A 22407-nucleotide genomic window follows, 5' to 3' on the forward strand; every position below is an offset into this window, starting at 1 on the left:
ACTAGTGACCGAGGCCGGACAGCCTGTGGAATGCTTCTTTACTGAAGGTTCCATGAGTGATGTGAAAGCCTTGAAACAGTTTGATCTAGACTTGCCAGAAGGGTCTGAAATNCTGGGAGATAAAGCCTACAACGACTACGCTTTTGAGGACTGGTTAGCGGAGGCCAAGATCACCTTATCTCCTTTGAGAAAAAGTAACTCGAAGCGGCCGATTCCGGCCTATGTCACCTATTGGCGACAGCTCAAACGTAAGGTAGTGGAGACCACCGGAAGCTTGCTCGAACAGCTTATGCCTAAACACATTCATACCGTCACCGCTGACGGATTTCAGATTAAGCTGATGGGCTTTTTGTTGGCCTTGAGCCTAAAATTATTACTCTCATGATTGGACGCAACTTGGGTTATATAAAGTTGGAATGCTTAGTGACCACTCACTTATCATGTTATATTGTTCTGGTGTCAACTGCATTTCAAGTGTTATTGAATTTCCACCAGCAAACTCTTTAACCGTGTCTTGACTATCCATATACAACCTATAAATTTAGCTGTGACCTTGTAATTTGAGTCGGGTGCTAACGCTTCGCATCATCGCAAAAAGCAGAGCGAGAAAGAACAGCGCTTTTTGCTGTCCATGTGATTGTTAATCATTTTCATCAACTTGATGCGTAAGTCTTACCTTCAATCAATCCTTTAATTGAGAGAGTGATTTCTAATCGCTTAAATAACGCCAAGAAGTCAGCAATACTCATATCAACTCGAATCTCTTTCACAGGGATTGGTTCTCCTAATGCGTCAAGCATTTCGGGAATATTGTCGTAATCAAATAACTCAGTGACTAAGAATGTAACGCTGACAGGATCTCTATGTGTTCCATGGTTTTCATCGACCCACATAGAAACACCAACAACAAATTCATCATTAATATAACCATTCTTTTTTAACCATTTAGTTGAATTTATCATATCGGCATAATCAGCCGCCGCGCTACCTTTTAGATCGTTATACTGTACTGATGCTTTAAAAATTTCCATTAACTTCTCCTAGATTGGTGGTTTGTAATGCTAACAGTTTGTCATACAGCATCTACTCAAGCAATAGATAACCGCTCCGTCTATCCAAGTAGACTGTCTACCAAGCAAAGCTGATAATTCCCTAATCTCACAAAAATCTCTCTCTGAGAAACAACATCCATCCTAAATTATACAACCAGCTCATAACCTTTAGTTATAGATAAAATCTATATATATCAATAAAACACCACATTCCCCCGCTATTTCAAAGCCCAAGCCTGTAACTTACGCTCTAGGGTTTTACGCGATACCCCTAATACCTTCGCGGCGGCGGATTTATTCCCCTCCTCTGTTTCTAACACTCGCAAAATATGGCGCTTTTCGACCTCTTCTAATAATAAGGTAGTATTATCCTCCTCTAGCTTAGGTGTATATTGTGGCGTACCTATTAAGCATTGACTCGGTGGAATACCCAATAATAAAGCCCGCTCAATCACATTTTTCAGTTCGCGCACATTCCCAGGCCACGCATAATTCTGCAAATACAGCACCTCACTGCTACTCAAAGACAAAGGCATAACACCTAACTCCCTAGCAAGATGACTCATAAAATGCTGTGCCAGTAACTCAGTATCACGCCCCCTTTCCCGCAACGGTGGCAGACGAATACTCAGCACATTCAAGCGATAAAATAAATCTTGACGAAAACGCCCCTGTTTGACTTCCTGTTGTAACTCTCGATTAGTCGCCGCAATAATCCGCACCTCAATCGGTACTTCGCGATTAGATCCCACCGGACGAATACGCTGCTCCTCTAATACCCGCAATAGATGCACCTGCATCGCTAAAGGCATATCGCCAATTTCATCCAGAAATAAAGTGCCGCCATTGGCATAAGCAAATAAGCCCTCACGCGCTTGATAGGCACCCGTGAAAGCTCCTTTGACATGCCCAAACAATTCACTTTCTAGTAGTTCTGGCGAAGTTGCGCCACAATTGAGCGATACAAAATGACCATGCCGCCCACTTAATTCATGAATAGCTCGCGCCGCTAACTCTTTACCCGTACCCGACTCACCCTCTAGCAAAACAGTCGAGGGCATGGGAGCAACCTGGCGGATAATTTGGCACACGCGCTGGAGTGCGGCACACTCTCCCCTAATACCGCCTAAGGGTAAGGGCTGTGCTAGCTTTGGCTCCTGCACATAGCTATCTTGTTTAAGTGGTTGGCGCTCAAGACAATGATCAATGCTGGCGAGTAGCGGCTCTAGTTTTAGGGGTTTGAGCAGAAAATCTAGCGCTCCTAGGCGTAATGCAGCAATCACCGTTTCTAGCTTAGCCTGAGCGGTAATAAAAATAATAGGGGTTTGATTACCTTTAGCACGCACACGGCTTACCCACTCCAGTGCTCCATCATCTGGCACACGAATATCCGCAATAATCAGATCAAAATGGCAGCGCTCTAACATAGCCAACGCTATTGCAACCTCCCCCGTCGTTTCGATCATCTCAAAACGGCTGGCAAGACCTCGGCGCAACAAGGTTTGGATGCTGGGTTCTTCATCCACAATCAAGACAGACTTCATACAACACTCCTGGTGAGACATTTTGACCCACGCTTATCTGGCAAGATTAGACATAATAACCCAACTATCCGCAAGCCAGTCTTTTCCCCTTTGTGTTTCAATACCCCTTTTAGGTGGTTTTTTACAAATGGCATAGGGATTGCTCTTTTACAATGCATCTAGGTAACAGGATATTGCTATGAAACCATTATTGGCTACTGCATTATTAGGACTAACCCTATTGAGTTCTTCTGGATTACTCGCCAAAGAAACCGCCCCTCCTGCAACACCTACGCTGAAAATGGCAACCACGACCAGTACGGAAAATTCGGGTTTATTACAGGACATTTTGCCTAAATTTGAGGCAGATACCGGCTATAAGGTACAGGTGATCGCGGTAGGCTCCGGTAAAGCGCTAAAAATGGGAGAGGACGGCGATGTCGATGTAGTACTCTCTCATGCGCCAGCAGCGGAGAAAGAATTTATCGCTAAAGGCTTCGGCGATAAGCGTTATCCGGTGATGTATAACGATTTCATTCTCTTAGGCTCTGCAGCCGATCCTGCCTCCATTAAAGGCTCGACTAATGCCCCTGAAGCATTGGGTAAAATTGCTAGTAAAGCCGCGACTTTTATTTCCCGTGGTGATGATTCCGGCACGCATAAAAAAGAGTTAAAACTATGGGAAAGCGCTCAACTCAAACCAGCGGGAGCCTGGTATCGTGAGGCGGGGGATGGTATGGAAAAGGTTATTCAAATGGCGGGAGAGCTAGACGCCTACACCTTAGCCGATCGGGGGACGTGGTTATCGGTCGCAGGTAAATCACCGTTAAAAATTCTCTATGAGGGTGATAAAGAGCTATTTAACCCTTATGGCATTATGGCAGTGAGTCAAACCCGTTACCCCGATATTAATCATGCCGGTGCTCAGGCTTTAATTGACTGGATCACATCCCCAACAGGGCAGCAAGCCATTGGTGATTTTAAAATCAATGGCACTATGCTATTTACCCCCGATGCGGATAAATCCCCCGCAGCAGCCGAGGAAAAAACGCCCGAACCCGCTCCCACTACGGCTCAATAAATAACTATGGCAGGTTTACTAGAGGCTACTACCGAAGCGCTCGCCTTATTAGTCAGTGGGGATGAGGCTCTATGGGAAATTGTGCGTATTTCCTTTGAGGTATCCTTGCTGGCGCTGCTGATTGCGGTGCCTCCCGCCTTACTACTAGCGTTTGTACTGGCTTATGGGCAATTTACGGGTAGGCGGCTGGTGATTGCACTCTTTAGTACTCTGCTATCCGTACCGACAGTGGTGATTGGTTTAACCCTGTATTTACTATTATCCCGTCAAGGCCCCTTGGGTGAGTTTCGTTTGCTATTTACCCAAACTGCTATGGTCTTAGGGCAAATAGTTCTAGCCTTTCCCATGCTGGTGGCTATTGGGCATTCTGCTTTACAAGCGGCTGACCGTCGTGCGTGGGAAACGGCGCGGACTTTAGGAGCCTCACCCCTGCGTGCCTTATTGACTGTGACGTATGAAGTGCGCTTTGGTCTACTAGCAGCAGTATTGGCTTCTTTTGGGCGTATTATTTCCGAGGTGGGTGCTTCCATGATGCTAGGCGGAAATATACTGCACTATACCCGTAATATCCCCACCGCCATTGCACTAGAAACCAGCAAAGGGGAGTTTGCCCAAGGGATTGCGCTCGGTATCGTGTTATTAGTGCTAGCCTTTACCCTCAATATTTTACTACACCACTTTCAAGGCAAGGGTTATATTGGCTCATGAATGCACTGCACTTTCATCATATACACCAAGACTATGGGAAACGCCCTATCCTGAAAGGACTCGCCTTATCCCTATACTCTGGGCAATGTTGCTTACTGACCGGAGACAATGGTGCTGGCAAGACCACACTACTGCGTATCTTGGGTGGTTTTGATCAGCCCAAACAATTTGGGGTTGACACAGGGTTTGGCTCACTCAACTGGCGGCAATACCGTAAATTACTGCGGGATAGTGTCTTATATTTACACCAACAGCCCTATTTGTTTGAAGGTAGTGTGTGGAGCAATCTCAATTATGCCTTACCGCGCTCATTGGATAAGGTAGAGCGGCAAACACGTATTCAGCAAGCGCTACAATGGGCCGCTTTAGAACACCTCGCGGATACGCCAGCAAAAACCCTATCCGGGGGTGAATATCAGCGCGTAGCTCTAGCACGAGCGTGGTTACGTCAACCGCGTATTTTATTGCTGGATGAGCCGACTGCTAATATGGATAAAGACGCGCGTTTGCGTACCATTCAACTCTTACGTCAATTGCGTGATGCAGGTATGGCGCTTTTAATTGCGAGCCATGATCCTGATTACTTTTCCTCCTTAGTCAATCAACATTTACATTTGGAAGATGGGGTCTTGCAAACCGTTACAGGGGAGCCGCGATTCGTTATTATTCCCTCATTATATCCGCAGAGACAATGCCCTTTAGGAGCAGGTTATCATGACGAAACAGCGTGCAATACCCCAGATTAGTGGTGTGATTCTAGCCGGTGGTAGAGGCAGTCGTATGGGTGGACAGGACAAAGGCTTGCTGGAGCTAAACGGACGCCCGTTGGTGGAGTACCTACTAGCCGCCTTGCAGCCACAAGTCGATACCATCCTCATTAACGCCAATCGTAATCAAGCACGCTATCAACACTATCACTACCCCGTCATTAGCGATGAACTCAGCGACTATCAAGGGCCATTAGCGGGATTCGCTGCGGCTATGCAGGTGGCTAATACTGATTATATTCTCACCATCCCCTGCGATGCTCCCGAACTCGCCCCCGATACTGTTACTCGTTTATGGGAGGCTCTACAAGAACAACAAGCCGACATTGCCGTGGCACACGATGGCGAGCGTTTGCAACCCGTGCATGCTCTAATACCGGTTAGTTTACTACCTAGCCTGCAAGCCTTTCTAGCACAAGGTGATCGCAAAATTGACCTCTGGTATGCCCAGCATCGGGTAGCCCTCGCTGATTTTTCCGCTTGCCGCAGCATGTTTCGCAATATCAACACCCCTGAAGAACAAACAGCTATAGCACAAACCTTCTCCTCTACCACTAAAACCCAAATACCCCACACAGAGCTGCCTATCTTAGGTATCTGCGCGTGGAGTGGCTCCGGTAAAACCACCTTATTAACCGAATTAATCCCACAGCTAAAATCGGCGGGTTTACGTCTCGCCATTATTAAACACGGACATCATGATTTAGATATTGATAAACCCGGCAAAGATAGCTATCGCTTTCGTGAAGCGGGAGCTGATCAGGTATTGCTCGCATCAAGTAAACGTATTGCCCTCATGCAGGAAAATACGCCCCCGCAGGAGCCAACCTTAGCGGGTGTACTGCGTTTTATTAATCGGGATAGTGCTGATTTGGTATTAGTGGAGGGTTTTAAGCATAGTGCTATACCAAAAATCGAAGTTTATCGCCCTAGCCTTGGCAAACCACTGCTCTATCCTAATGATCCTAATGTGATTGCCCTAGCTACGGATGATATGACCTTAGTGGTTCCACCTCACCTCACTAAACTTGATCTCAATCAGCCCGACAGTATTGCCAATTTTATTTTGCAATGGCGTAGCCAACTACTAAAACCGAGTACCACTATTCGCCATCAGCCTAGCTGTGCCGACCCACGTGAGCCGAATAGCCTATCACTTGCTGAAGCACGTCGTCGTATTATGGCAAGCTTACCTACTCTATCCCCTGCGCTTAAACGCCCACTGCGTGATGCTTTGGGACAGGTTTTGGCGGATGCCATTATCTCGCCTAGTAATGTGCCTAATTATGCTAACTCTGCGATGGATGGCTATGCACTACGCGGTGCTACCTTACCTCACACAAATACACGGGCATACCGTGTCATAGGCACAGCACTTGCTGGGCAAGCGTTTCAGGGTACCTGTTGGCATGGTGAGTGTGTGCGGATTATGACCGGAGCACCTCTTCCTGCGGGTACGGATACGGTGGTAATTCAAGAACACACGGAGGTCGGAGATGATGGCTATATTCGTTTAGGCACTGGACAGCGTGCGGGACAAAACGTGCGCCAAGCTGGTGAGGATATTAAGCAAGGTAGTACGGTTTTAGCCGCAGGGCATCGCATCAATCCGGCTGATTTAGCGGTATTAGCCTCCTTAGGTATTGCCGAGGTGAGTGTAGTACGTCCCTTGCGCGTCGCCTTTTTTTCTACCGGGGATGAATTACGCTCCATCGGCGAGCCTTTAACGGAGGGGCAAGTATATGACAGCAACCGTTATGCCCTCTATGGCCTCTTAAAACAGCTCAATGTTGATATTCTCGATATGGGCGTGGTGCGTGATGATCCGGCTAGTCTGGAGGCGGCATTGCAACAAGCCTCTCAAACCGCCGATGTGGTACTCACTTCAGGGGGAGTATCGGTGGGAGAGGCCGATTACATCAAAACGGTTTTGGCAAAATTAGGGCAGATTAACTTTTGGAAAATCGCCATTAAACCCGGACGCCCCTTAGCCTTCGGTACCGTGGGTCAAGCCCTATTTTTTGGTTTACCGGGGAATCCAGTGGCGGTCATGGTGACTTTCTTGCAATTAGTCGAACCGGCCTTGCGTAAATTAGCGTGTGAAACCGAGTATGAGCCTCTACTTATTGATGCGATTTGCCAAAGTCGTTTAAAAAAACAGCCCGGCAGAACCGAATTCCAGCGCGGTATTATTAAACGCGAGGCCGGTAAATTACGGGTCGAAAAAGCGGGGCATCAAGGCTCAGGGGTATTAAGCTCTATGAGCAAAGGTAATTGTCTAATTATCCTGCCAGAAGAAGCCGCCACGATCGAACCCGGTGATGTAGTGCAAGTACAGCTATTTAACTGGTGAAGCCATAGAACTAAAGCAAACCAGAAATACCCGCTTACTTTGCTATACCTACCTACTTATCCCCTTGCTTAGGAGCTCTTATGTTGCCATCACGCCGCCATACGTTGAAACAATTATTGGGTTTACTCGCCCTACCGGCTATTTATCAAATGGCGGAGGCCGATAACACACCTAAGCCTATCTCAAATAAGCATGTCACCTTTTTGACACGCGATAGCGCGAATTATTTAAAGCAGCGGCAAATTTTCAATAAACGCATTACGCTCATGCCGCGCCTCATTGCAGTCTGTCACGATACTCAGGGGGTACAAGACGCGGTGCGTTATGCGAACCTTACTAATCTTGCCGTCACAGTCAAAAGTGGCGGGCATAGTTTTGAAGGCTTTTCACTCAATGAGGGGGGCTTACTGATCGATCTGTCCTTGATGACTAGCATGCGTTATCAGTCAAACTCCAAAACCCTCATTGTCCAGCCCGGTGCAAAACTGGGCAAAGTGTATGAGTATCTAGCTCGGTTTAAGCGTTTAATTCCTGCAGGTTCCTGTGCCGGAGTGGGTGTCGCTGGATTAGTATTAGGCGGAGGCTATGGGTTTTTCTCACGTGAATATGGTTTAACTTGTGATAGTTTGCAGCGGGTCAAATTGGTAGATGGTCAGGGTAATGTGCTTGACTCTAAGACTAATCCCGAATTGCTTTGGGCATGTCGTGGGGGAAATAATGGTAATTTTGGTATAGTCACGGAGCTAACCTTTAGCACTTATCCCGCGCCTGAGTTTTTTACTAGTTATCACTTTAAATACCGTAACCTTAATCTGGCTCAAGCGACTCAATTAGCGAAGCGCTGGTTCGCTCTGATGTCGGATTTACCCAGCACTGCTTATTCCTCATGGGTATTAAATAATCGCAATCTCACCATAGTTGTCACTGATTTTGCTAAAACCCCTAGCAATAGTTTACCAACTATTCTCAAAACACTGCGTAACAATGCCAGTGAAATTACACCACGGCGCAAAGATAATCTTTTAGCAGGGATTAAACGCTTTAGAGGGGGTATTAGTCCAATGTATTTTAAAAATATATCAGCAGGTTACTACCACAATTTCCAAGATATTGAAGCGGCCTTTCCGGCTCTATTTAAAACCATGACCACCGCATCGCTCAAAAGTTGTCTTTTACAAATCAATACTATGGGAGGCGCTATTAATAAAACCGGCAAAGCCAAAACAGCCGCCTATCCGCATCGCGCTTATAATTTTCTAGGTGAATTTCAGGTTTATTACCAGACGGCAAAAGATACCCCAAAGGCTGAAGCGCTGGCTAATACCATACAAAAACAGTTAAGCACGGCAGGTATTACCGCGCATTATCGAAATTACCCGGATATTAGCCTAGTTAATTGGGAGCAGGCTTATTATGGTGACTCTTATCCGCGCTTACAAAGACTCAAACAGCAATTAGATCCTCATAATCGCATTCGCCACCCGCAAAGTATTAAAGCATCATAAACATTTTGCTAATACACTTCGGTTATTCCGACAAAGTGGCATGATCTATGCTAGGATTAGACATGGTGGCCGTTTGTCACTCAAATTTAGGAGTAGTATTATGCCTACCATTACCCCAGAAACTAGAACCAAGCTCGCCGCCATCGCTCAACAACGCGGTTTCAGCGAAGCAACGGTCACAGATTTATACCTCGCACTCGTGCACGGCAATGGCACTATGGCTCAATTTAGTAGTTCAGAAGTGGGCGGCTCTGGCCAGTGGATGCGCGGTGGTATGCTCATGATTGGAGATATGTTTAACAATAATCTCAAAGGCCGAGTCAGTGGATTGTTTGATGAGTTAGCAACTGTTTATGAGCAGCGCCCACTCGATCCACCGATGAACTCAAACTTTTCAAACCCTTATAATAATAATGCCCCTACTGATCCCAATGCTAAAACAGCAGACGGTATTCCACTCTCATGGGGTTATCCTAGCTCTAGTGGGTCACAAAACGATACCCGCTATGCTTATTATCCCCAAGCACGCCGCCTCTTAGTGGTGCGTAATGGTGAATCATGGGTGTATGACACTGGCGATCATCAAATCGGGGGGGTACAACAACAAAATGATTGGGGCGCAATGACCTTTACCAGTCAGTATGGCACGATAAACTTAAATAGCTTGCCTGTCGTTATGAAAGATGGCAAACCGCTTTAAACATCACACTCGCTTTAACTAGACTAGATAGATTTGCCCTAAGCTTTTAATTAGGGCAAATCTAAGTGCTGATCTCTAAACCGCAACCGGCGCTTTAATGGCAGGGTGCGACTGATAGCCTAATACCTCAATATCTTCATATTGAAAGGCAAATAAATCTTTCACGGCAGGGTTTAAACGTAAGGTCGGTAACGCATGCGGCTCTCGACTTAATTGGGTTTCAACCTGTTCGCTATGATTCAAATAGAGATGCGCATCCCCTAAGGTATGCACAAAATCCCCCACTTCCAATTCACACACTTGGGCCACCATATGGGTCAATAGCGCATAAGAAGCAATATTAAATGGCACACCTAAGAAAATATCCGCACTGCGCTGATAGAGCTGACAGGATAGCTTCCCTTCCGCCACATAAAACTGAAACAGCGCATGACAAGGTGGCAACGCCATTTTCGAGACTTCTGCTACATTCCATGCACTAACTATCATACGGCGTGAATCAGGATTAGTTTTTAACTGTCGGATGACCTCAGCAATCTGATCAATATGCCCACCCTCAGGGGTAGGCCAACTGCGCCATTGCGAGCCATAGACGGGGCCTAACTCACCCTTATCATCTGCCCATTCATCCCAAATACTCACCCCATGTTCTTGCAGATAACGCACATTAGTACTGCCTTGCAAAAACCACAGTAATTCATAAATGATCGATTTTAGATGTACTTTTTTAGTCGTGACTAGTGGAAAACCATCGGCTAAATTAAAGCGCATTTGATAGCCAAAAATCGACTTTGTACCTGTACCTGTACGATCAGACTTAGTTACACCGTGATCACGCACTTGACGCATGAGGTCTAAATATTGCTTCATACTTTAACCTCCGCTTTGCGCTGATAGGCTTGCCACATGAAAAAAGCTCCCAATAAAATCATCGGGATAGTGAGCAACTGCCCTTGAGTCAACCAGCCAAAAGCAATATAGCCTAATTGCTGATCTGGCTCGCGCACGAACTCCACAATAAAGCGAGCAAAACCATAACCGACTAAAAATAATCCTGAAATCGCGCCTAGTGGTGGCGACATACGCCGATACACATTCAGCAGAATAAACAGCACTATCCCTTCTAAAAAGGCTTGATAGAGCTGAGAGGGATGACGGGCTAAATCATCCACTTTAGGAAATACCATGCCCCACGGCACATCTGTCGGACGTCCCCATAATTCGCCATTAATAAAGTTACCAATACGCCCAGCAAATAAGCCAATCGGAATTAAAGGTGCCACAAAATCAGCAATGGCAAAAAACGGTTTATGCCATTTCCACGCCGCTACGATCATAACGGTGATCACACCGATTAAGCCACCGTGGAAGCTCATGCCGCCATCCATAATCTGAAAGAGCGTTAAAGGGTTGGCAACAAAGGTTTTGAGGTTATAAAATAGCATATACCCCACACGTCCACCGACGACAACACCAATCGCCCCCCAAAACATTAAATCATCAATATGATCCGGGGTTAGTGGGCTATTCGGCTCTTTGGCACGCCGTTTACCTAAAATCAGAAAACCTAAAAATCCCACCACATACATTAGCCCATACCAATGGACTTTAAGGGGGCCTAATGAAATCGCAATCGGATCAATTTGTGGATGCACCAACATGCTTTATTTACTCAGCTAAAAAAATAATTGTTGTAATGCAACCCCAGCATCAGGCTGCTTCATAAAGGCTTCGCCGACCAAGAAACTATCCACCCCGTGATCACGCATGCGTTTAACATCGGCAGTGGTATGAATACCGCTTTCTGTTACCAGCACCACATTATCCGGTACCAAAGGCAATAGTTCGAGGGTCGTCTCAAGACGGGTTTCAAAGGTTTTGAGATTACGATTATTAATCCCAATCAAAGGCGCATTTAGCGGCAAAGTACGTTGTAACTCAGCCGCATCATGTACCTCAATCAGCACATCCATACCCAATTGCGTACTTAACTCATATAAGCTTTTGAGCTGCTCATCATTGAGTGCCGAGACAATCAACAGTACACAATCCGCCCCCATCGCCCGTGCTTCATAAATTTGATAGGGATCAATCATGAAATCTTTACGAATGACGGGCAAGGTACAGGCTTTACGAGCGGCTTTTAAGTATTCGGCATGTCCCTGAAAGTATTGCTCATCGGTCAGCACCGACAAACACGCTGCTCCTGCACTGGCATATTGCCGCGCAATTTCAGCCGGATTGAAGTCCGAGCGAATCACGCCCCGACTTGGTGAGGCTTTTTTAATTTCAGCAATTACGGCGGCCTGCCTTTGATTTAGCTTTGCTTGCATATGCTTTAAAAAACCGCGTACTGGGCTAGCTTGTGAGGCGCGAACCACCATAGTATCTAGCGGGATAAGCTGCGAACGCTCGGCTATTTCTTGCACCTTAGTCGCAAGGATTTTATCTAGAATAGTGCTCATGTGCTAAAAGTCTGCGTTAATTGGATTAATTGCTCTAAGCGTTTTGCCGCTTCACCACTATTAAGCGTTTGTTGGGCTAGCTCAATACCAGCAGCCTGTGAAGCCACAAGCCCGGCTACATAAAGCGCTGCCCCTGCATTAAGGCACACAATATCACGCGCTGCTCCTGCTTGCCCCTGTAACACTTGTTTGATTAACTCAGCACTATCGGCACTCGTATGGACTTGAATGCTACTTAAGGGCGCACGTTTTAAGCCAAAATCTTCCGGTGCAATCGTGTATTCACGGATTTGCCCGTCTTTTAGCTCAGCTACTTGGGTTTCACTACTCAAAGAAATCTCATCTAGGCCATCTAGGGCATGTACTACCATGACATGACGGCTACCTAGTTTTTGTAACACTTGAGCAAGCGGTTTCACCCATTGTTGACTAAAGACACCGAGGACTTGATTGGGTGCAGCGGCTGGATTGGTCAAAGGGCCTAAGACATTGAAAATCGTCCTCACCCCTAATTCACGCCGAGGCCCAATGGCATGCTTCATCGCACTATGATGGCGCTGGGCAAATAGGAAACCTAAGCCAACTTGATCAATACACTGACTCACTTGTTCAGGGGTGAGATTAATATTAATACCCAAGGTTTCTAATACATCGGCACTGCCAGACTTACTCGATACGGCACGATTACCGTGTTTAGCCACTTTAGCTCCTGCAGCAGCAGCAACAAAGGCGGCGGTGGTCGAAATATTAAACGTACCGCTCGCATCCCCGCCGGTTCCACAGGTATCGACTAAATAATCAGTTGAGGTATGCACTGGAGTAGCTAATTGGCGCATGACTTGAGCAGCGGCGCTAATTTCGTCCACCGTCTCACCTCTCACGCGCAAGCCCACTAAAAAGCCGCCAATTTGGGCAGGGGTAGCCTCGCCAGTCATGATTAAGGTCATGGCACGCGTCATATCCTCACTGGATAGGGTCTGACCTGTGGTGATTTTTTGAATATAACTCTGAAACTCCATGTAAGCCCCATACACGCTATGCTGAAAGCGTGCATGCTACCATGGTCGGGCTACGCTGAAAACGTTTAAGCAAGGACTAACTACAGACTACAGGTCGCTCCATAGTCGCAACGGCAAGCAGAGGGTACTAAATGCTTAGCTACGATATTAGGGCTTTTAGAGCATTGCCAGCGTAATGAGGAGTTAAGTGCTTCTGGGCTGGTATCTAGCTCTAAGTAGATAAAGCTGCTTGCGCCTGCTACCAAGCTATCGGGCTTAAACTCAATATTGATTCTAAATTTCTTCCCACCACCCAGCTCCTCACCCTTGACCCCTTTGACGATCTTAGTTTCAAAGGTTTTCACTAGATCACCATCTATAGGCCATGACCCGTGAGTACCGTAGTAAGTCGCCACATCGGCCTTGGTGGCAGAAATCAAATTTAATGCCTCTACTACATTGGCGCGTTTGATGTAATCTTGATAGGTGGGAAGCGCAATGGCTGCTAAGATACCGATAATAGCAACCACGATCATGAGTTCGATTAAGGTGAAACCTTGAGCTTGTTTCATACGCTGTTTTATTTATTCATTAGTTATTTTGATTATAGTATATGATTACCTTAGGAATTGAAACCTCCTGTGATGAGTCTGGAGTAGCCGTTTATTCCACTAAACAGGGGCTTTTATCGCATCAATTATTCAGCCAGATTAAATTACATGCCGAATACGGGGGAGTCGTCCCCGAACTCGCCTCGCGTGATCATATTCGGCGCGTATTACCCCTCATTAAGCAAACCCTGAAAGAGGCTGACCTTACTCTTGCTGATATAGACGGTATTGCCTATACCGCAGGCCCTGGCCTGATAGGTGCGCTTATGACAGGGGCGTCTATTGCGCGGTCACTGGCATGGGGATTAAACATTCCAGCCGTAGGTGTGCATCATATGGAGGGGCATTTACTCGCCCCGCTATTAGAGCCTAATCCCCCCCAATTTCCTTTTGTAGCATTACTCGTATCCGGTGGGCACACTATGCTCGTGGATGTACCGCGCTTAGGTGAATATCATTTACTCGGTGAAAGTGTGGATGATGCCGCAGGAGAAGCTTTTGATAAAACGGCTAAACTCTTAGGGCTTGATTATCCCGGTGGGCCTTTATTAGCCAAACTGGCCTTACAAGGGCGCTCTGGTCTCTATCGTTTTCCGCGTCCTATGACAGATCGTCCGGGTTGTGATTTTAGTTTTAGCGGCTTAAAAACCTCGACGCTAACCGCTTGGCAAAATTCCACTCAAACCGAACAAGATAAAGCCGATATTGCCCGCGCTTTTGAGGAGGCAGTCGTGGACACGCTAACAATTAAATGTCGCCGTGCGATAGAGCAAACCGGACGCAAGCAATTAGTCGTAGCCGGTGGCGTGGGTGCCAATCAACGCCTACGGGCACAATTAGCGACTCTGCCCGCACAAGTCTTCTTCCCCCGCTTGGAATTTTGTACCGATAATGGCGCAATGATCGCTCTTGCCGGTGCTTTACGCTTAGCAGCGGGTGCCATGGAACCGCCTATTATTCAAGTACGCCCGCGCTGGCCTCTAATGGAACTCTCAGCCGCTTAATAAACTTTGGCAGATATACGTTACACTTAGCAGCCAGTTCTAAGGATGTGGTTATGAAAACGGTTTTTAAAGAATACGGGCGGCTATTGTGGCGGCAACGTTGGTCATTATTGATGGTATTAGTCTGCATTACATTAGCCGTCGGCATTGATATGACTATCCCATTGATTTACAAGCCTATTGCCAATGCCCTAGCCCAGCCCTATAGTGATGCGACCTTAGCTATTTTAATGGAAAACTTACTCTATTTAGCCTTATTATTTGGCGCTATGTGGCTAGTATGGCGGGCATTAGAGTTTGGTATTATTCCTTTAGAAGCAGGCGGCATTCGCTATTTAGATACCTTTTGTTTTGAAACCTTACTCAAGCAAAAATACCGCTTTTTCGAGGATAATTTCTCCGGTAGCTTAGTCAAACAGGCCACGCGTTATATTCGCTCCTTTGAAAATATTACGGATTGGTTTATTTTTCAGTTATATAGCAAAGTATTGGCTATTATTATTGCCTTTATTATCTTTTACCAACAAGACCCACATTTTGCTTTTTATTTTAGTATTTGGGTTCTATTGTTTGTGAGTTGGAGTGTAGGGTTTTCAGTTTGGAAGCTTAAATTTGATGAGCGCATGGCTAAATGGGATTCTAAACTAGGTGGAGCCTATTCTGATACGATTAGCAATATAGGTATTGTGAAAGGATTTGCCTTAGAACCTGCCGAAACAGCTAATATTACCAAATTAGCTCAGCATTCCTATAAAAGCCGTCGCCTCTCGTGGATTTTAATGTTTATTTCTTTTGCTGTGCAAGGTCTACTAACCTCTGGCATGGAAATATTACTAGTCTATTGGATGATTCAAGACTGGAAACAAGGCCAATTTGAAGTCGGGCAATATATCTTATTCCAATCCGTCATATTATTATTAATTCGCTATTTGTGGGAATTTGGGCATAGCTTCAGAAACTTTTTTACCGCTCTAGCCGATGCGAAAGAAATGGCTGAGATTATTCAGCACACTGATGTAGAGCAGGATCTATCCTCCGCACAAGCACATAAAATCACTCAAGGTCTGATTGAATTTAATGAGGTCTCCTTTAGTTATCAAGCGATTGATAATAATACTGAAGAAGTGACCACAACCCTCTTTCAGGCTTTTAATTTAACCATTCAGCCGGGTGAAAAAATAGCATTAGTCGGACACTCAGGCTCAGGAAAAACCTCGCTAACGAAACTATTATTCCGCTTTATTGATCCACAATCAGGTGAAATTAAAATCGATGGCATTTCTACTCCAGCCTATACCCTCAGTGCTTTACGAGAGCAAATTGCCTTAGTTCCACAACAACCAGAACTCTTTCATCGTTCTATTCGGGATAATATTACCCTTGGTAAAAAAATTACTGAGGCCGAATTATATGAAGCCGCACAACAGGCTCAAGCCTTAGATTTTATTGAAGCATTACCTGAAAAATTTGAGACCCTTGTTGGTGAGCGAGGAGTGAAATTATCCGGTGGTGAAAAGCAGCGTATTGCTATTGCCCGTGCTTTATTACAACGCACACCTATTGTGGTATTAGATGAAGCGACCAGTGCTTTAGACTCATTAACAGAACAGCATATTCAAACTGCTATTTTTGAGTTGATTAAAGATAAAACAGCTATTGTTATTGCCCATCGCCTCTCTACTATTTTACGCATGGATAGGATTATTGTGCTGGCGAATGGTGAGATTATCGAGCAAGGAACGCATACAGAATTACTAGCGCAACAAGGTCATTATTATCGTATGTGGCAACATCAAAGTGGTGAGTTTTTAAAGGACTAATACCAGTATGCAATTTCCTATTCATTTAGAGCGTATTCAGCAATTACCTGAAAACTGGTTTTGGTGTGAAAGTAATAGCCCTTTTGGGCTATTACACAGCCAATGGAGCATTCAACATAATCAAGCCGTATTACATGCTTTAGACTATGTGAATACTCAAACCCAAGCATGGGAAATAGAGCGTAAGCAACCGGAGCTACCTGATCCACGTTTATATAAACTATTAGAGCACGACAAGCATATTGATTGGCAGCCGTTACTCATTCAAACGATTGGTTCTGAATTTCAATATCAAGTCTGGCAAGCTTTATTAACGATTCCGTTAGCAACTACCTGTAGCTACCAAGCCATTGCCAATCAAATTCAAAATCCCAATGCAGTGCGTGCGGTTGGCAGCGCTATTGGTAAAAATCCTGTATTTTATCTCATTCCCTGCCACCGAGTACTCCGGAGTGACGGTAATTTAGGTGGCTATTTATGGGGCTTGGAGTTAAAACAACAGCTCTTAAACTGGGAAAAAAGCCTATTATGAGCACTCAAAACAAAGCTTATTTATTTGCGCTGAGTGCTGTTTTATTATGGTCAACTGTTGCAACTGCTTTTAAGCTAACACTATCGTATTTAACACCGGCTCAATTAGTACTCTTATCTAGTATAGCCTCTGCGGTAGTATTAGGTTTAATTTTAGGCTTGCAAGGTAAATTAGCCCAGCTTAAATATCTGACCAAAAAAGATTGGCAAGCCTCTATAGTATTCGGTGCAATCAATCCCACCATTTATTATTTAGTCTTATTCCAAGCCTATGCACTATTACCCGCTCAAGAAGCCCAGGCTATTAACTATAGCTGGGCGATTACGATGACTTTATTAGCTATTCCATTATTAAAGCAACGGCTACGCTGGCAAGACCTAGCAGCGGCTGCTTTTTGTTATGGTGGTGTATTGGTGATTGCCACACACGGACACTTAATGGAGTTAAAATTTTCCAGTACTTTAGGGGTTATCTTAGCTTTAGCAAGTACCGTATTATGGGCGCTTTACTGGATTTTAAATACGCGGGATCAACGTGATCCTATCATAGGTTTATTTTTAAATTTTGCATGTGCTATCCCAATGATTTTTATTTACTGCCTGATTACAGGCGAATTAAAACCAATGGCTTGGCAAGGTATTATGGGGAGTATTTATATTGGTATCTTTGAAATGGGCTTGACTTTTGTGTTGTGGTTAAGTGCTATGAAATATACCCAAAGCACGGCTAAGATTTCTAATTTAATCTTTATTTCACCTTTTCTATCCTTAGTTTTTATTTATTTCTTATTAGGTGAGAAAATATTACCCTCTACTTTTATAGGCTTGGGTTTAATTATTAGTGGTCTTATTTTACAACAATGGCGAGCAAAACCACGCTAAGCAAACTACTTATATTACTTCTTATTATTCTTTAACTCAAACCAATATAGAAGCAGGGATAGTATATAAAAAATTACAATAAAAAATTTATTATATACTATTTTTTGAAAGTATGTTAAATCCTTAATATGAACCTCCCTACCAACTCCCATCTCAAGCTTCCACTGAGCATCACCTATAGAAAGAGGCCATAAGTAACTAAAGACGACAGCTACTAATAGTAAATTCCAAAAAAACATTTTTTACGATTTACCTTAAAATTAGTTGAAATAAAAGAAAATAACAAAGAATATATTAAAATAGTACAAATGGATATAAGGTGAAAACTTGAGTTATTTAGATCTAAAGGATGAAATGCCTCATAAACACCTTGATCTATAAAAAGAAATATTAAAAGTGAAATTAAAATATGACTTATACTTAAGAACATAAGAACCATAAAAAGGCAAGTATACTCACGAATCATAATAAAAATCGCCTATTATTAAAATAATACTATCTATTAAATAGATTGACTATTATGATATTGAATGGCTATCGCTTTAATAGGCCATAACCATCTTATCCATACTAAGGAGTATAGCCTACCAAGGCATTAAACCCATTTGCTTTTTGCCTAGTTCGCTTAAATCTGCGATGGTCGCACGATTTTTATAATCTAACTCATAATGCTCAGCAGCAAAATCGGGCGCACTTTCTCCCTTAGTAAAGGCTTGAGCTTGTTTAGCTAGGTATTTAACATTTTTCTCACAATAAGGTGCTGCACCAATATAGATGACATTACTATACCCCTTACCCTTATGCTCATCCTCTACCGCATGAATCACATCAGGGTGCCACCAAATGCTATCACCAGGGTGCATCTGTGGAATGCTGGTCAAGGCTTCGAGTAATAAACTATGCCACTGCGGGCTACATAATAAGGCACGTCCAGCAATGGCTGCACACAAATCATCCTCAGGCACATCAGGCTGTAACGCTCTGAGATACATCCACCCCATGGCCCGCGCAATCGGTACTAATTGCAAAGTTCCATCCCCTGGGCCTTGTGGACTTAAAGCTGTCCAACCTTGATAGGTGCGAAACATGCTGCATACCGCAGGTGAGGGAATTTCTTCGGTTTCAGTACGATAAGCAGCATCAAAAGGATCGTAATTTTGCCAATTACCGGCTAATAAATGGCGATACACCCCCCAAAATCCTTTACGTTCTACCCAGCGTTCTACCGAACCCCCATCAATATGTGGCTTTAAGCCTAAAGAGTTATCTCCGGGTTCCCGACGGCGTGTGCGGTCGGCATAGGTACATTCCCGATCAGGATCAAAAACAGCGACCCCATCACTACCTTGATACGTCCACAGGCGATTTAAAAAACGCCGCGCTTGAGCCAAATTCTCAGATTGGCGTGCTTCCATTTGCGGTTTAGACCAATACACGCTGAAAATTTGTGGCTTACCCGCTTGTAAGGAGGAGAAGTATTTATCAATCCCTTTATCAGGGGTATCGTAGTAACCATTATCGGTTAAATAGGCACCAATCCGCTCACTCCACTCCTGTGCTTGTGCCGCAGGAAAGGTATTGCGAATCACCACACAACCACGTTTGCGAATCAGATTTTTTTGTTCTTCATTGACTCGATTGTGAATCACGTCTTGATAATCTAGCTCTGGAATAATGCTCTTACCTTGAGCTTTTAAGGCTTTGATTTCGTCCACTTCGGCTTGAATAGAGGCGGTCATGTCGACATAAGCTTGAGACAAGGTATCTTGCTTGTCTTGTAAATCGGCCTTAGTTTGGCGAATAGTATCTGCTACATTTTCTATGGATAAACTCATTATTGCACTCCTCCCTATGGGTTTAAATAATTGGAACGTTCCAAATAAATCCAGTACTTATTAGCCCTCATCTTGCCTAAGTAGTGCAACTGCTGCAACTTGTGGATCGTTCCATATTGATTTTTTTATTAAACTCGTTTAGTTTAAGGCCAACAGCACAGGAGGAGAGACAGGTGGTTAGCACTACAAAGTGGAACGTTCCAACTATATCTGAGCGCAAACGGGTAACTTTACACGATGTCGCTGAGCATGTGGGTGTTTCTAAATCAACCGTCTCCCTAGTTCTGCAAAACAGCGATAGTGTCAGTGCCGCTACCCGTGAAAAAGTCCTACGCGGTATCGATGAAACTGGTTATGTCTACAATCGCAAAGCCGCTGCTCTGCGCCAAACCATGCCCAGTGACCTGATTGGCATTATGGTAAATGGTCTCAATACCCCCTACAGTAGTGAAATCTTAAACTATTGCGAAAAAGAGGCTTTACAACGTGGGATTGTGCCCATGTTCTCTAGTAATGCCGAACAATTCAGCCAACAAGAAAAGCTCGTCCAAATCTATATGGAGTATAAGGTCGGTGGGATTATTCTTTGCCCAGCACCTTACACCACCGCCTCATGGCTGGATAAAATCTGGCGCTCTGGCTTCCCCTTAGTACAAATTATGCGTGAAGTCCCCTTTTCCCAGTTTCCCGCTGTGGTAGCCGATAATCGCAAGGGTGTCTATGTCGCAACTCAGCACCTCATTCAATTGGGACATCAGAAAATTGCCTTTTTAGGGGGACGGGAAGATATTTCAGATTATCACGAGCGTTTATCTGGCTATAAGGATGCTATGAATGAGGCGGGTTTACGGGTACCCTCGAACTATATTTTCCCTATTGCACAAAGTCGTCAGGCCGGACGTTTAGCCCTGAAGTCCGTACTAGAATACGATGCTAGCATTAGTGCAGTAGTGTGTTTTTCTGATTTAATGGCCTATGGTGTGCTGAGTATTTCACGTGAGCTAGGTATTAAAGTGGGGTCTGATCTCGCTGTAGTCGCCTTTGACGACTTACCCGACTCTAGTATTACCCACCCTGCCCTCACGACCGTACAAGTCGAAGCCTCTCAATTTGCCGCCCAAGCTATTGATTTACTACAAGTCTATATGAATAAACCACAGGCAAAACCTGAGCGTTTACTCGTACCTACTCGCTTAATGGTCAGAGAGTCCTGCGGAGCTAACGCATTTAACCATTAGCTATATTTACTGAGCAATTTTTAATGAATTGCATTTTTAACCTAGGAGGATGTTATGAAATTAACAACGCTAAAAACCACACTACTCGCAGCCACTATCGCTTTAACCTTTAGCAGCATGGCGCGTGCGGCTGAAGAGGTTGAGGTATTACATTGGTGGACGGCAGGCGGTGAGGCTAAAGCATTAGGCGTACTCAAGGAAGATTTAAATAAGCAAGGCATTACTTGGAAAGATATGCCCGTAGCCGGTGGCGGTGGTACCGCCGCAATGACCGTATTACGTGCGCGGGTACAAGCCAAAAACGCTCCTACAGCGGTGCAAATGTTAGGTTTTGATATTCAAGACTGGGCCAAAGAAGACGCCACTGCTAATTTAGATAGCTTAGCCACTGAAGAAGGCTGGGATAAGGTTGTTCCTGAAGCCTTACAAAAGTTTTCTAAATATGATGGTCACTGGATAGCTGCTCCGGTCAATGTTCACTCTACTAACTGGGTATGGGCGAATAAGAAAGTGCTTGAGGACTCCGGTGTGACTGAACCGCCTAAAGACTGGGATGGCTTCATTGCTGCTTTAGATAAAGTAAAAGCTAAAGGCTTTATCCCACTCGCACATGGTGGTCAACCTTGGCAAGATGCGACCTTATTCGACAGCGTAGTCATCGCGACTGGTGGGCCAGAGTTCTACAAAAAAGCCATGATTGACTTAGACAAAGAGGCTCTTGGTTCTGACACCATGAAGCAAGTATTTGATCGTATGAAGCAATTACGCGGCTATGTGGATGATAACTTCTCAGGCCGTGATTGGAACCTATCCTCTGCTTTAGTTATTGAAGGTAAAGCAGGTTTCCAAATCATGGGTGACTGGGCTAAGGGTGAGTTTATCAATGCTGGTAAAAAACCTGATGTTGATTTCCTCTGCTTCCGCACCCCAGGCACACAAGGCTCAGTTACCTTTAACTCAGATCAGTTTGTCATGTTTAATGTTGGTGAGGATAGACAAAAAGCTCAATTAGCCATGGCTAAAGCGGTCATGTCACCCACCTTCCAATCAGCTTTCAATGTGGTAAAAGGTTCTGTCCCTGCACGTACTGATGTGCCTAATGATGCCTTTGATGATTGTGGTAAAAAAGGTATGCAAGAACTCGCTGAAGCTTCTAAAGCCGGTACTTTAATGGGTTCTATGGCTCATGGTCACGCTGCCCCTGCTTCCGTTAAAAACGCTGTCTATGATGTGGTCACTAAACACTTTAATGGCAACGTTCCATCAGAAGACGCGGTTAAAGAACTAGTCAATGCAGTTGAGGGTGCTAAGTAATTACACTTGCTGCATTTAAT

The 22407-nt window shown here is 44.7% G+C and carries 20 protein-coding genes; 12 read left to right on the forward strand and 8 right to left on the reverse strand.

The window, feature by feature from the left end:
• Positions 1-653: 653 nt before the first annotated feature.
• Together A3IK_RS0110970 and A3IK_RS0110975 are read right to left on the reverse strand one after the other, a co-directional pair.
• Positions 654-1031 (reverse strand): hypothetical protein, encoded by a 378-nt coding sequence (locus A3IK_RS0110970; RefSeq protein ID WP_020560026.1) that lies wholly within the window; start codon positions 1029-1031, stop codon positions 654-656.
• A gap of 239 nt (positions 1032-1270) precedes the next feature.
• Positions 1271-2596, reverse strand: a complete 1326-nt coding sequence (locus tag A3IK_RS0110975; protein WP_020560027.1) for a sigma-54-dependent transcriptional regulator — start codon at positions 2594-2596, stop codon at positions 1271-1273.
• Between the two features lie 178 nt (positions 2597-2774).
• Between A3IK_RS0110975 and A3IK_RS19220 the strand changes: the two genes are divergently transcribed.
• The 6 genes from A3IK_RS19220 (at position 2775) to A3IK_RS0111005 (ending at position 9689) form a co-directional block, all read left to right on the forward strand.
• Complete coding sequence (locus A3IK_RS19220; protein ID WP_020560028.1) at positions 2775-3656, forward strand: ABC transporter substrate-binding protein; 882 nt, start codon at positions 2775-2777, stop codon at positions 3654-3656.
• Between the two features lie 6 nt (positions 3657-3662).
• On the forward strand, positions 3663-4364 hold the full coding sequence (locus A3IK_RS0110985; protein ID WP_020560029.1) for an ABC transporter permease: 702 nt from the start codon (positions 3663-3665) through the stop codon (positions 4362-4364).
• The gene (locus tag A3IK_RS19225) at positions 4361-5110 is read left to right on the forward strand and encodes an ABC transporter ATP-binding protein (protein WP_020560030.1); all 750 of its coding nucleotides are present in this window, start codon (positions 4361-4363) and stop codon (positions 5108-5110) included. The genes A3IK_RS0110985 and A3IK_RS19225 overlap by 4 nt, the downstream gene beginning before the upstream one ends.
• Positions 5079-7484 carry a bifunctional molybdopterin-guanine dinucleotide biosynthesis adaptor protein MobB/molybdopterin molybdotransferase MoeA gene (locus A3IK_RS20850; RefSeq protein WP_020560031.1) on the forward strand — a complete coding sequence of 802 codons (2406 nt, stop codon included), beginning with the start codon at positions 5079-5081 and terminating at the stop codon, positions 7482-7484. Before A3IK_RS19225 ends, A3IK_RS20850 begins: the two co-directional genes overlap by 32 nt.
• Positions 7485-7564: 80 nt before the next feature.
• Complete coding sequence (locus tag A3IK_RS0111000) at positions 7565-8989, forward strand: FAD-binding oxidoreductase (protein WP_020560032.1); 1425 nt, start codon at positions 7565-7567, stop codon at positions 8987-8989.
• A 100-nt stretch (positions 8990-9089) separates the two neighbouring features.
• Positions 9090-9689 (forward strand): hypothetical protein, encoded by a 600-nt coding sequence (locus A3IK_RS0111005; protein WP_020560033.1) that lies wholly within the window; start codon positions 9090-9092, stop codon positions 9687-9689.
• A 75-nt stretch (positions 9690-9764) separates the two neighbouring features.
• Here the strand turns inward: A3IK_RS0111005 and A3IK_RS0111010 are convergent, their stop codons facing one another.
• The 5 genes from A3IK_RS0111010 to A3IK_RS21735 all read right to left on the reverse strand — a co-directional run bounded on the left by A3IK_RS0111010 (position 9765) and on the right by A3IK_RS21735 (position 13724).
• A complete protein-coding gene (locus A3IK_RS0111010) occupies positions 9765-10559 on the reverse strand; it encodes a thymidylate synthase (RefSeq protein WP_020560034.1) in 795 nt (264 codons plus the stop codon).
• Positions 10556-11350, reverse strand: a complete 795-nt coding sequence (lgt, locus tag A3IK_RS0111015) for a prolipoprotein diacylglyceryl transferase (RefSeq protein WP_020560035.1) — start codon at positions 11348-11350, stop codon at positions 10556-10558. Before lgt ends, A3IK_RS0111010 begins: the two co-directional genes overlap by 4 nt.
• 15 nt (positions 11351-11365) lie before the next feature.
• Entirely contained in the window at positions 11366-12154 is a 789-nt protein-coding gene (trpC, locus tag A3IK_RS0111020) for an indole-3-glycerol phosphate synthase TrpC (RefSeq protein ID WP_020560036.1), read from the reverse strand.
• On the reverse strand, positions 12151-13173 hold the full coding sequence (gene trpD, locus A3IK_RS0111025; protein WP_020560037.1) for an anthranilate phosphoribosyltransferase: 1023 nt from the start codon (positions 13171-13173) through the stop codon (positions 12151-12153). Before trpD ends, trpC begins: the two co-directional genes overlap by 4 nt.
• An 80-nt stretch (positions 13174-13253) precedes the next feature.
• The gene (locus A3IK_RS21735) at positions 13254-13724 is read right to left on the reverse strand and encodes a pilin (protein WP_020560038.1); all 471 of its coding nucleotides are present in this window, start codon (positions 13722-13724) and stop codon (positions 13254-13256) included.
• 41 nt (positions 13725-13765) lie between these two features.
• Here A3IK_RS21735 and tsaD point away from each other — a divergent pair, with 41 nt between their 5' ends.
• The 4 genes from tsaD to A3IK_RS0111050 are packed head-to-tail and all read left to right on the forward strand — an operon-like array spanning position 13766 to position 18000.
• Entirely contained in the window at positions 13766-14767 is a 1002-nt protein-coding gene (gene tsaD / locus A3IK_RS0111035) for a tRNA (adenosine(37)-N6)-threonylcarbamoyltransferase complex transferase subunit TsaD (protein ID WP_020560039.1), read from the forward strand.
• A gap of 53 nt (positions 14768-14820) precedes the next feature.
• Positions 14821-16587 carry an ABC transporter ATP-binding protein gene (locus A3IK_RS0111040; protein WP_020560040.1) on the forward strand — a complete coding sequence of 589 codons (1767 nt, stop codon included), beginning with the start codon at positions 14821-14823 and terminating at the stop codon, positions 16585-16587.
• A gap of 7 nt (positions 16588-16594) precedes the next feature.
• Positions 16595-17119, forward strand: coding sequence for a methylated-DNA--[protein]-cysteine S-methyltransferase (locus A3IK_RS20375; protein ID WP_020560041.1), 525 nt, complete (start codon positions 16595-16597; stop codon positions 17117-17119).
• Positions 17116-18000, forward strand: coding sequence for a DMT family transporter (locus A3IK_RS0111050; protein ID WP_020560042.1), 885 nt, complete (start codon positions 17116-17118; stop codon positions 17998-18000). Before A3IK_RS20375 ends, A3IK_RS0111050 begins: the two co-directional genes overlap by 4 nt.
• A 584-nt stretch (positions 18001-18584) precedes the next feature.
• On the opposite strand, the gene A3IK_RS0111060 is transcribed toward A3IK_RS0111050, so the two are convergent.
• Positions 18585-19835, reverse strand: a complete 1251-nt coding sequence (locus A3IK_RS0111060) for a YbiU family protein (protein WP_020560044.1) — start codon at positions 19833-19835, stop codon at positions 18585-18587.
• A gap of 173 nt (positions 19836-20008) precedes the next feature.
• Between A3IK_RS0111060 and A3IK_RS0111065 the strand changes: the two genes are divergently transcribed.
• Complete coding sequence (locus A3IK_RS0111065) at positions 20009-21073, forward strand: LacI family DNA-binding transcriptional regulator (RefSeq protein WP_020560045.1); 1065 nt, start codon at positions 20009-20011, stop codon at positions 21071-21073.
• 54 nt (positions 21074-21127) lie between these two features.
• Positions 21128-22387, forward strand: coding sequence for an ABC transporter substrate-binding protein (locus A3IK_RS0111070; RefSeq protein ID WP_020560046.1), 1260 nt, complete (start codon positions 21128-21130; stop codon positions 22385-22387).
• Positions 22388-22407: the final 20 nt, after the last annotated feature.

The organism is Thiofilum flexile DSM 14609 (assembly GCF_000380185.1).
GTDB classification, from domain to species: domain Bacteria; phylum Pseudomonadota; class Gammaproteobacteria; order Thiotrichales; family Thiotrichaceae; genus Thiofilum; species Thiofilum flexile.

Excerpts from the sequence above, each read along its gene's own strand:
- A3IK_RS0110970 (WP_020560026.1), bottom strand. The coding sequence starts at position 1,031 with ATGGAAATTTTTAAAGCATCAGTACAGTATAACGATCTAAAAGGTAGC.
- A3IK_RS0110975 (WP_020560027.1), bottom strand. The coding sequence starts at position 2,596 with ATGAAGTCTGTCTTGATTGTGGATGAAGAACCCAGCATCCAAACCTTG.
- A3IK_RS19220 (WP_020560028.1), top strand. The coding sequence starts at position 2,775 with ATGAAACCATTATTGGCTACTGCATTATTAGGACTAACCCTATTGAGT.
- A3IK_RS0110985 (WP_020560029.1), top strand. The coding sequence starts at position 3,663 with ATGGCAGGTTTACTAGAGGCTACTACCGAAGCGCTCGCCTTATTAGTC.
- A3IK_RS19225 (WP_020560030.1), top strand. The coding sequence starts at position 4,361 with ATGAATGCACTGCACTTTCATCATATACACCAAGACTATGGGAAACGC.
- A3IK_RS20850 (WP_020560031.1), top strand. The coding sequence starts at position 5,079 with ATGACGAAACAGCGTGCAATACCCCAGATTAGTGGTGTGATTCTAGCC.
- A3IK_RS0111000 (WP_020560032.1), top strand. The coding sequence starts at position 7,565 with ATGTTGCCATCACGCCGCCATACGTTGAAACAATTATTGGGTTTACTC.
- A3IK_RS0111005 (WP_020560033.1), top strand. The coding sequence starts at position 9,090 with ATGCCTACCATTACCCCAGAAACTAGAACCAAGCTCGCCGCCATCGCT.
- A3IK_RS0111010 (WP_020560034.1), bottom strand. The coding sequence starts at position 10,559 with ATGAAGCAATATTTAGACCTCATGCGTCAAGTGCGTGATCACGGTGTA.
- lgt (WP_020560035.1), bottom strand. The coding sequence starts at position 11,350 with ATGTTGGTGCATCCACAAATTGATCCGATTGCGATTTCATTAGGCCCC.
- trpC (WP_020560036.1), bottom strand. The coding sequence starts at position 12,154 with ATGAGCACTATTCTAGATAAAATCCTTGCGACTAAGGTGCAAGAAATA.
- trpD (WP_020560037.1), bottom strand. The coding sequence starts at position 13,173 with ATGGAGTTTCAGAGTTATATTCAAAAAATCACCACAGGTCAGACCCTA.
- A3IK_RS21735 (WP_020560038.1), bottom strand. The coding sequence starts at position 13,724 with ATGAAACAAGCTCAAGGTTTCACCTTAATCGAACTCATGATCGTGGTT.
- tsaD (WP_020560039.1), top strand. The coding sequence starts at position 13,766 with ATGATTACCTTAGGAATTGAAACCTCCTGTGATGAGTCTGGAGTAGCC.
- A3IK_RS0111040 (WP_020560040.1), top strand. The coding sequence starts at position 14,821 with ATGAAAACGGTTTTTAAAGAATACGGGCGGCTATTGTGGCGGCAACGT.
- A3IK_RS20375 (WP_020560041.1), top strand. The coding sequence starts at position 16,595 with ATGCAATTTCCTATTCATTTAGAGCGTATTCAGCAATTACCTGAAAAC.
- A3IK_RS0111050 (WP_020560042.1), top strand. The coding sequence starts at position 17,116 with ATGAGCACTCAAAACAAAGCTTATTTATTTGCGCTGAGTGCTGTTTTA.
- A3IK_RS0111060 (WP_020560044.1), bottom strand. The coding sequence starts at position 19,835 with ATGAGTTTATCCATAGAAAATGTAGCAGATACTATTCGCCAAACTAAG.
- A3IK_RS0111070 (WP_020560046.1), top strand. The coding sequence starts at position 21,128 with ATGAAATTAACAACGCTAAAAACCACACTACTCGCAGCCACTATCGCT.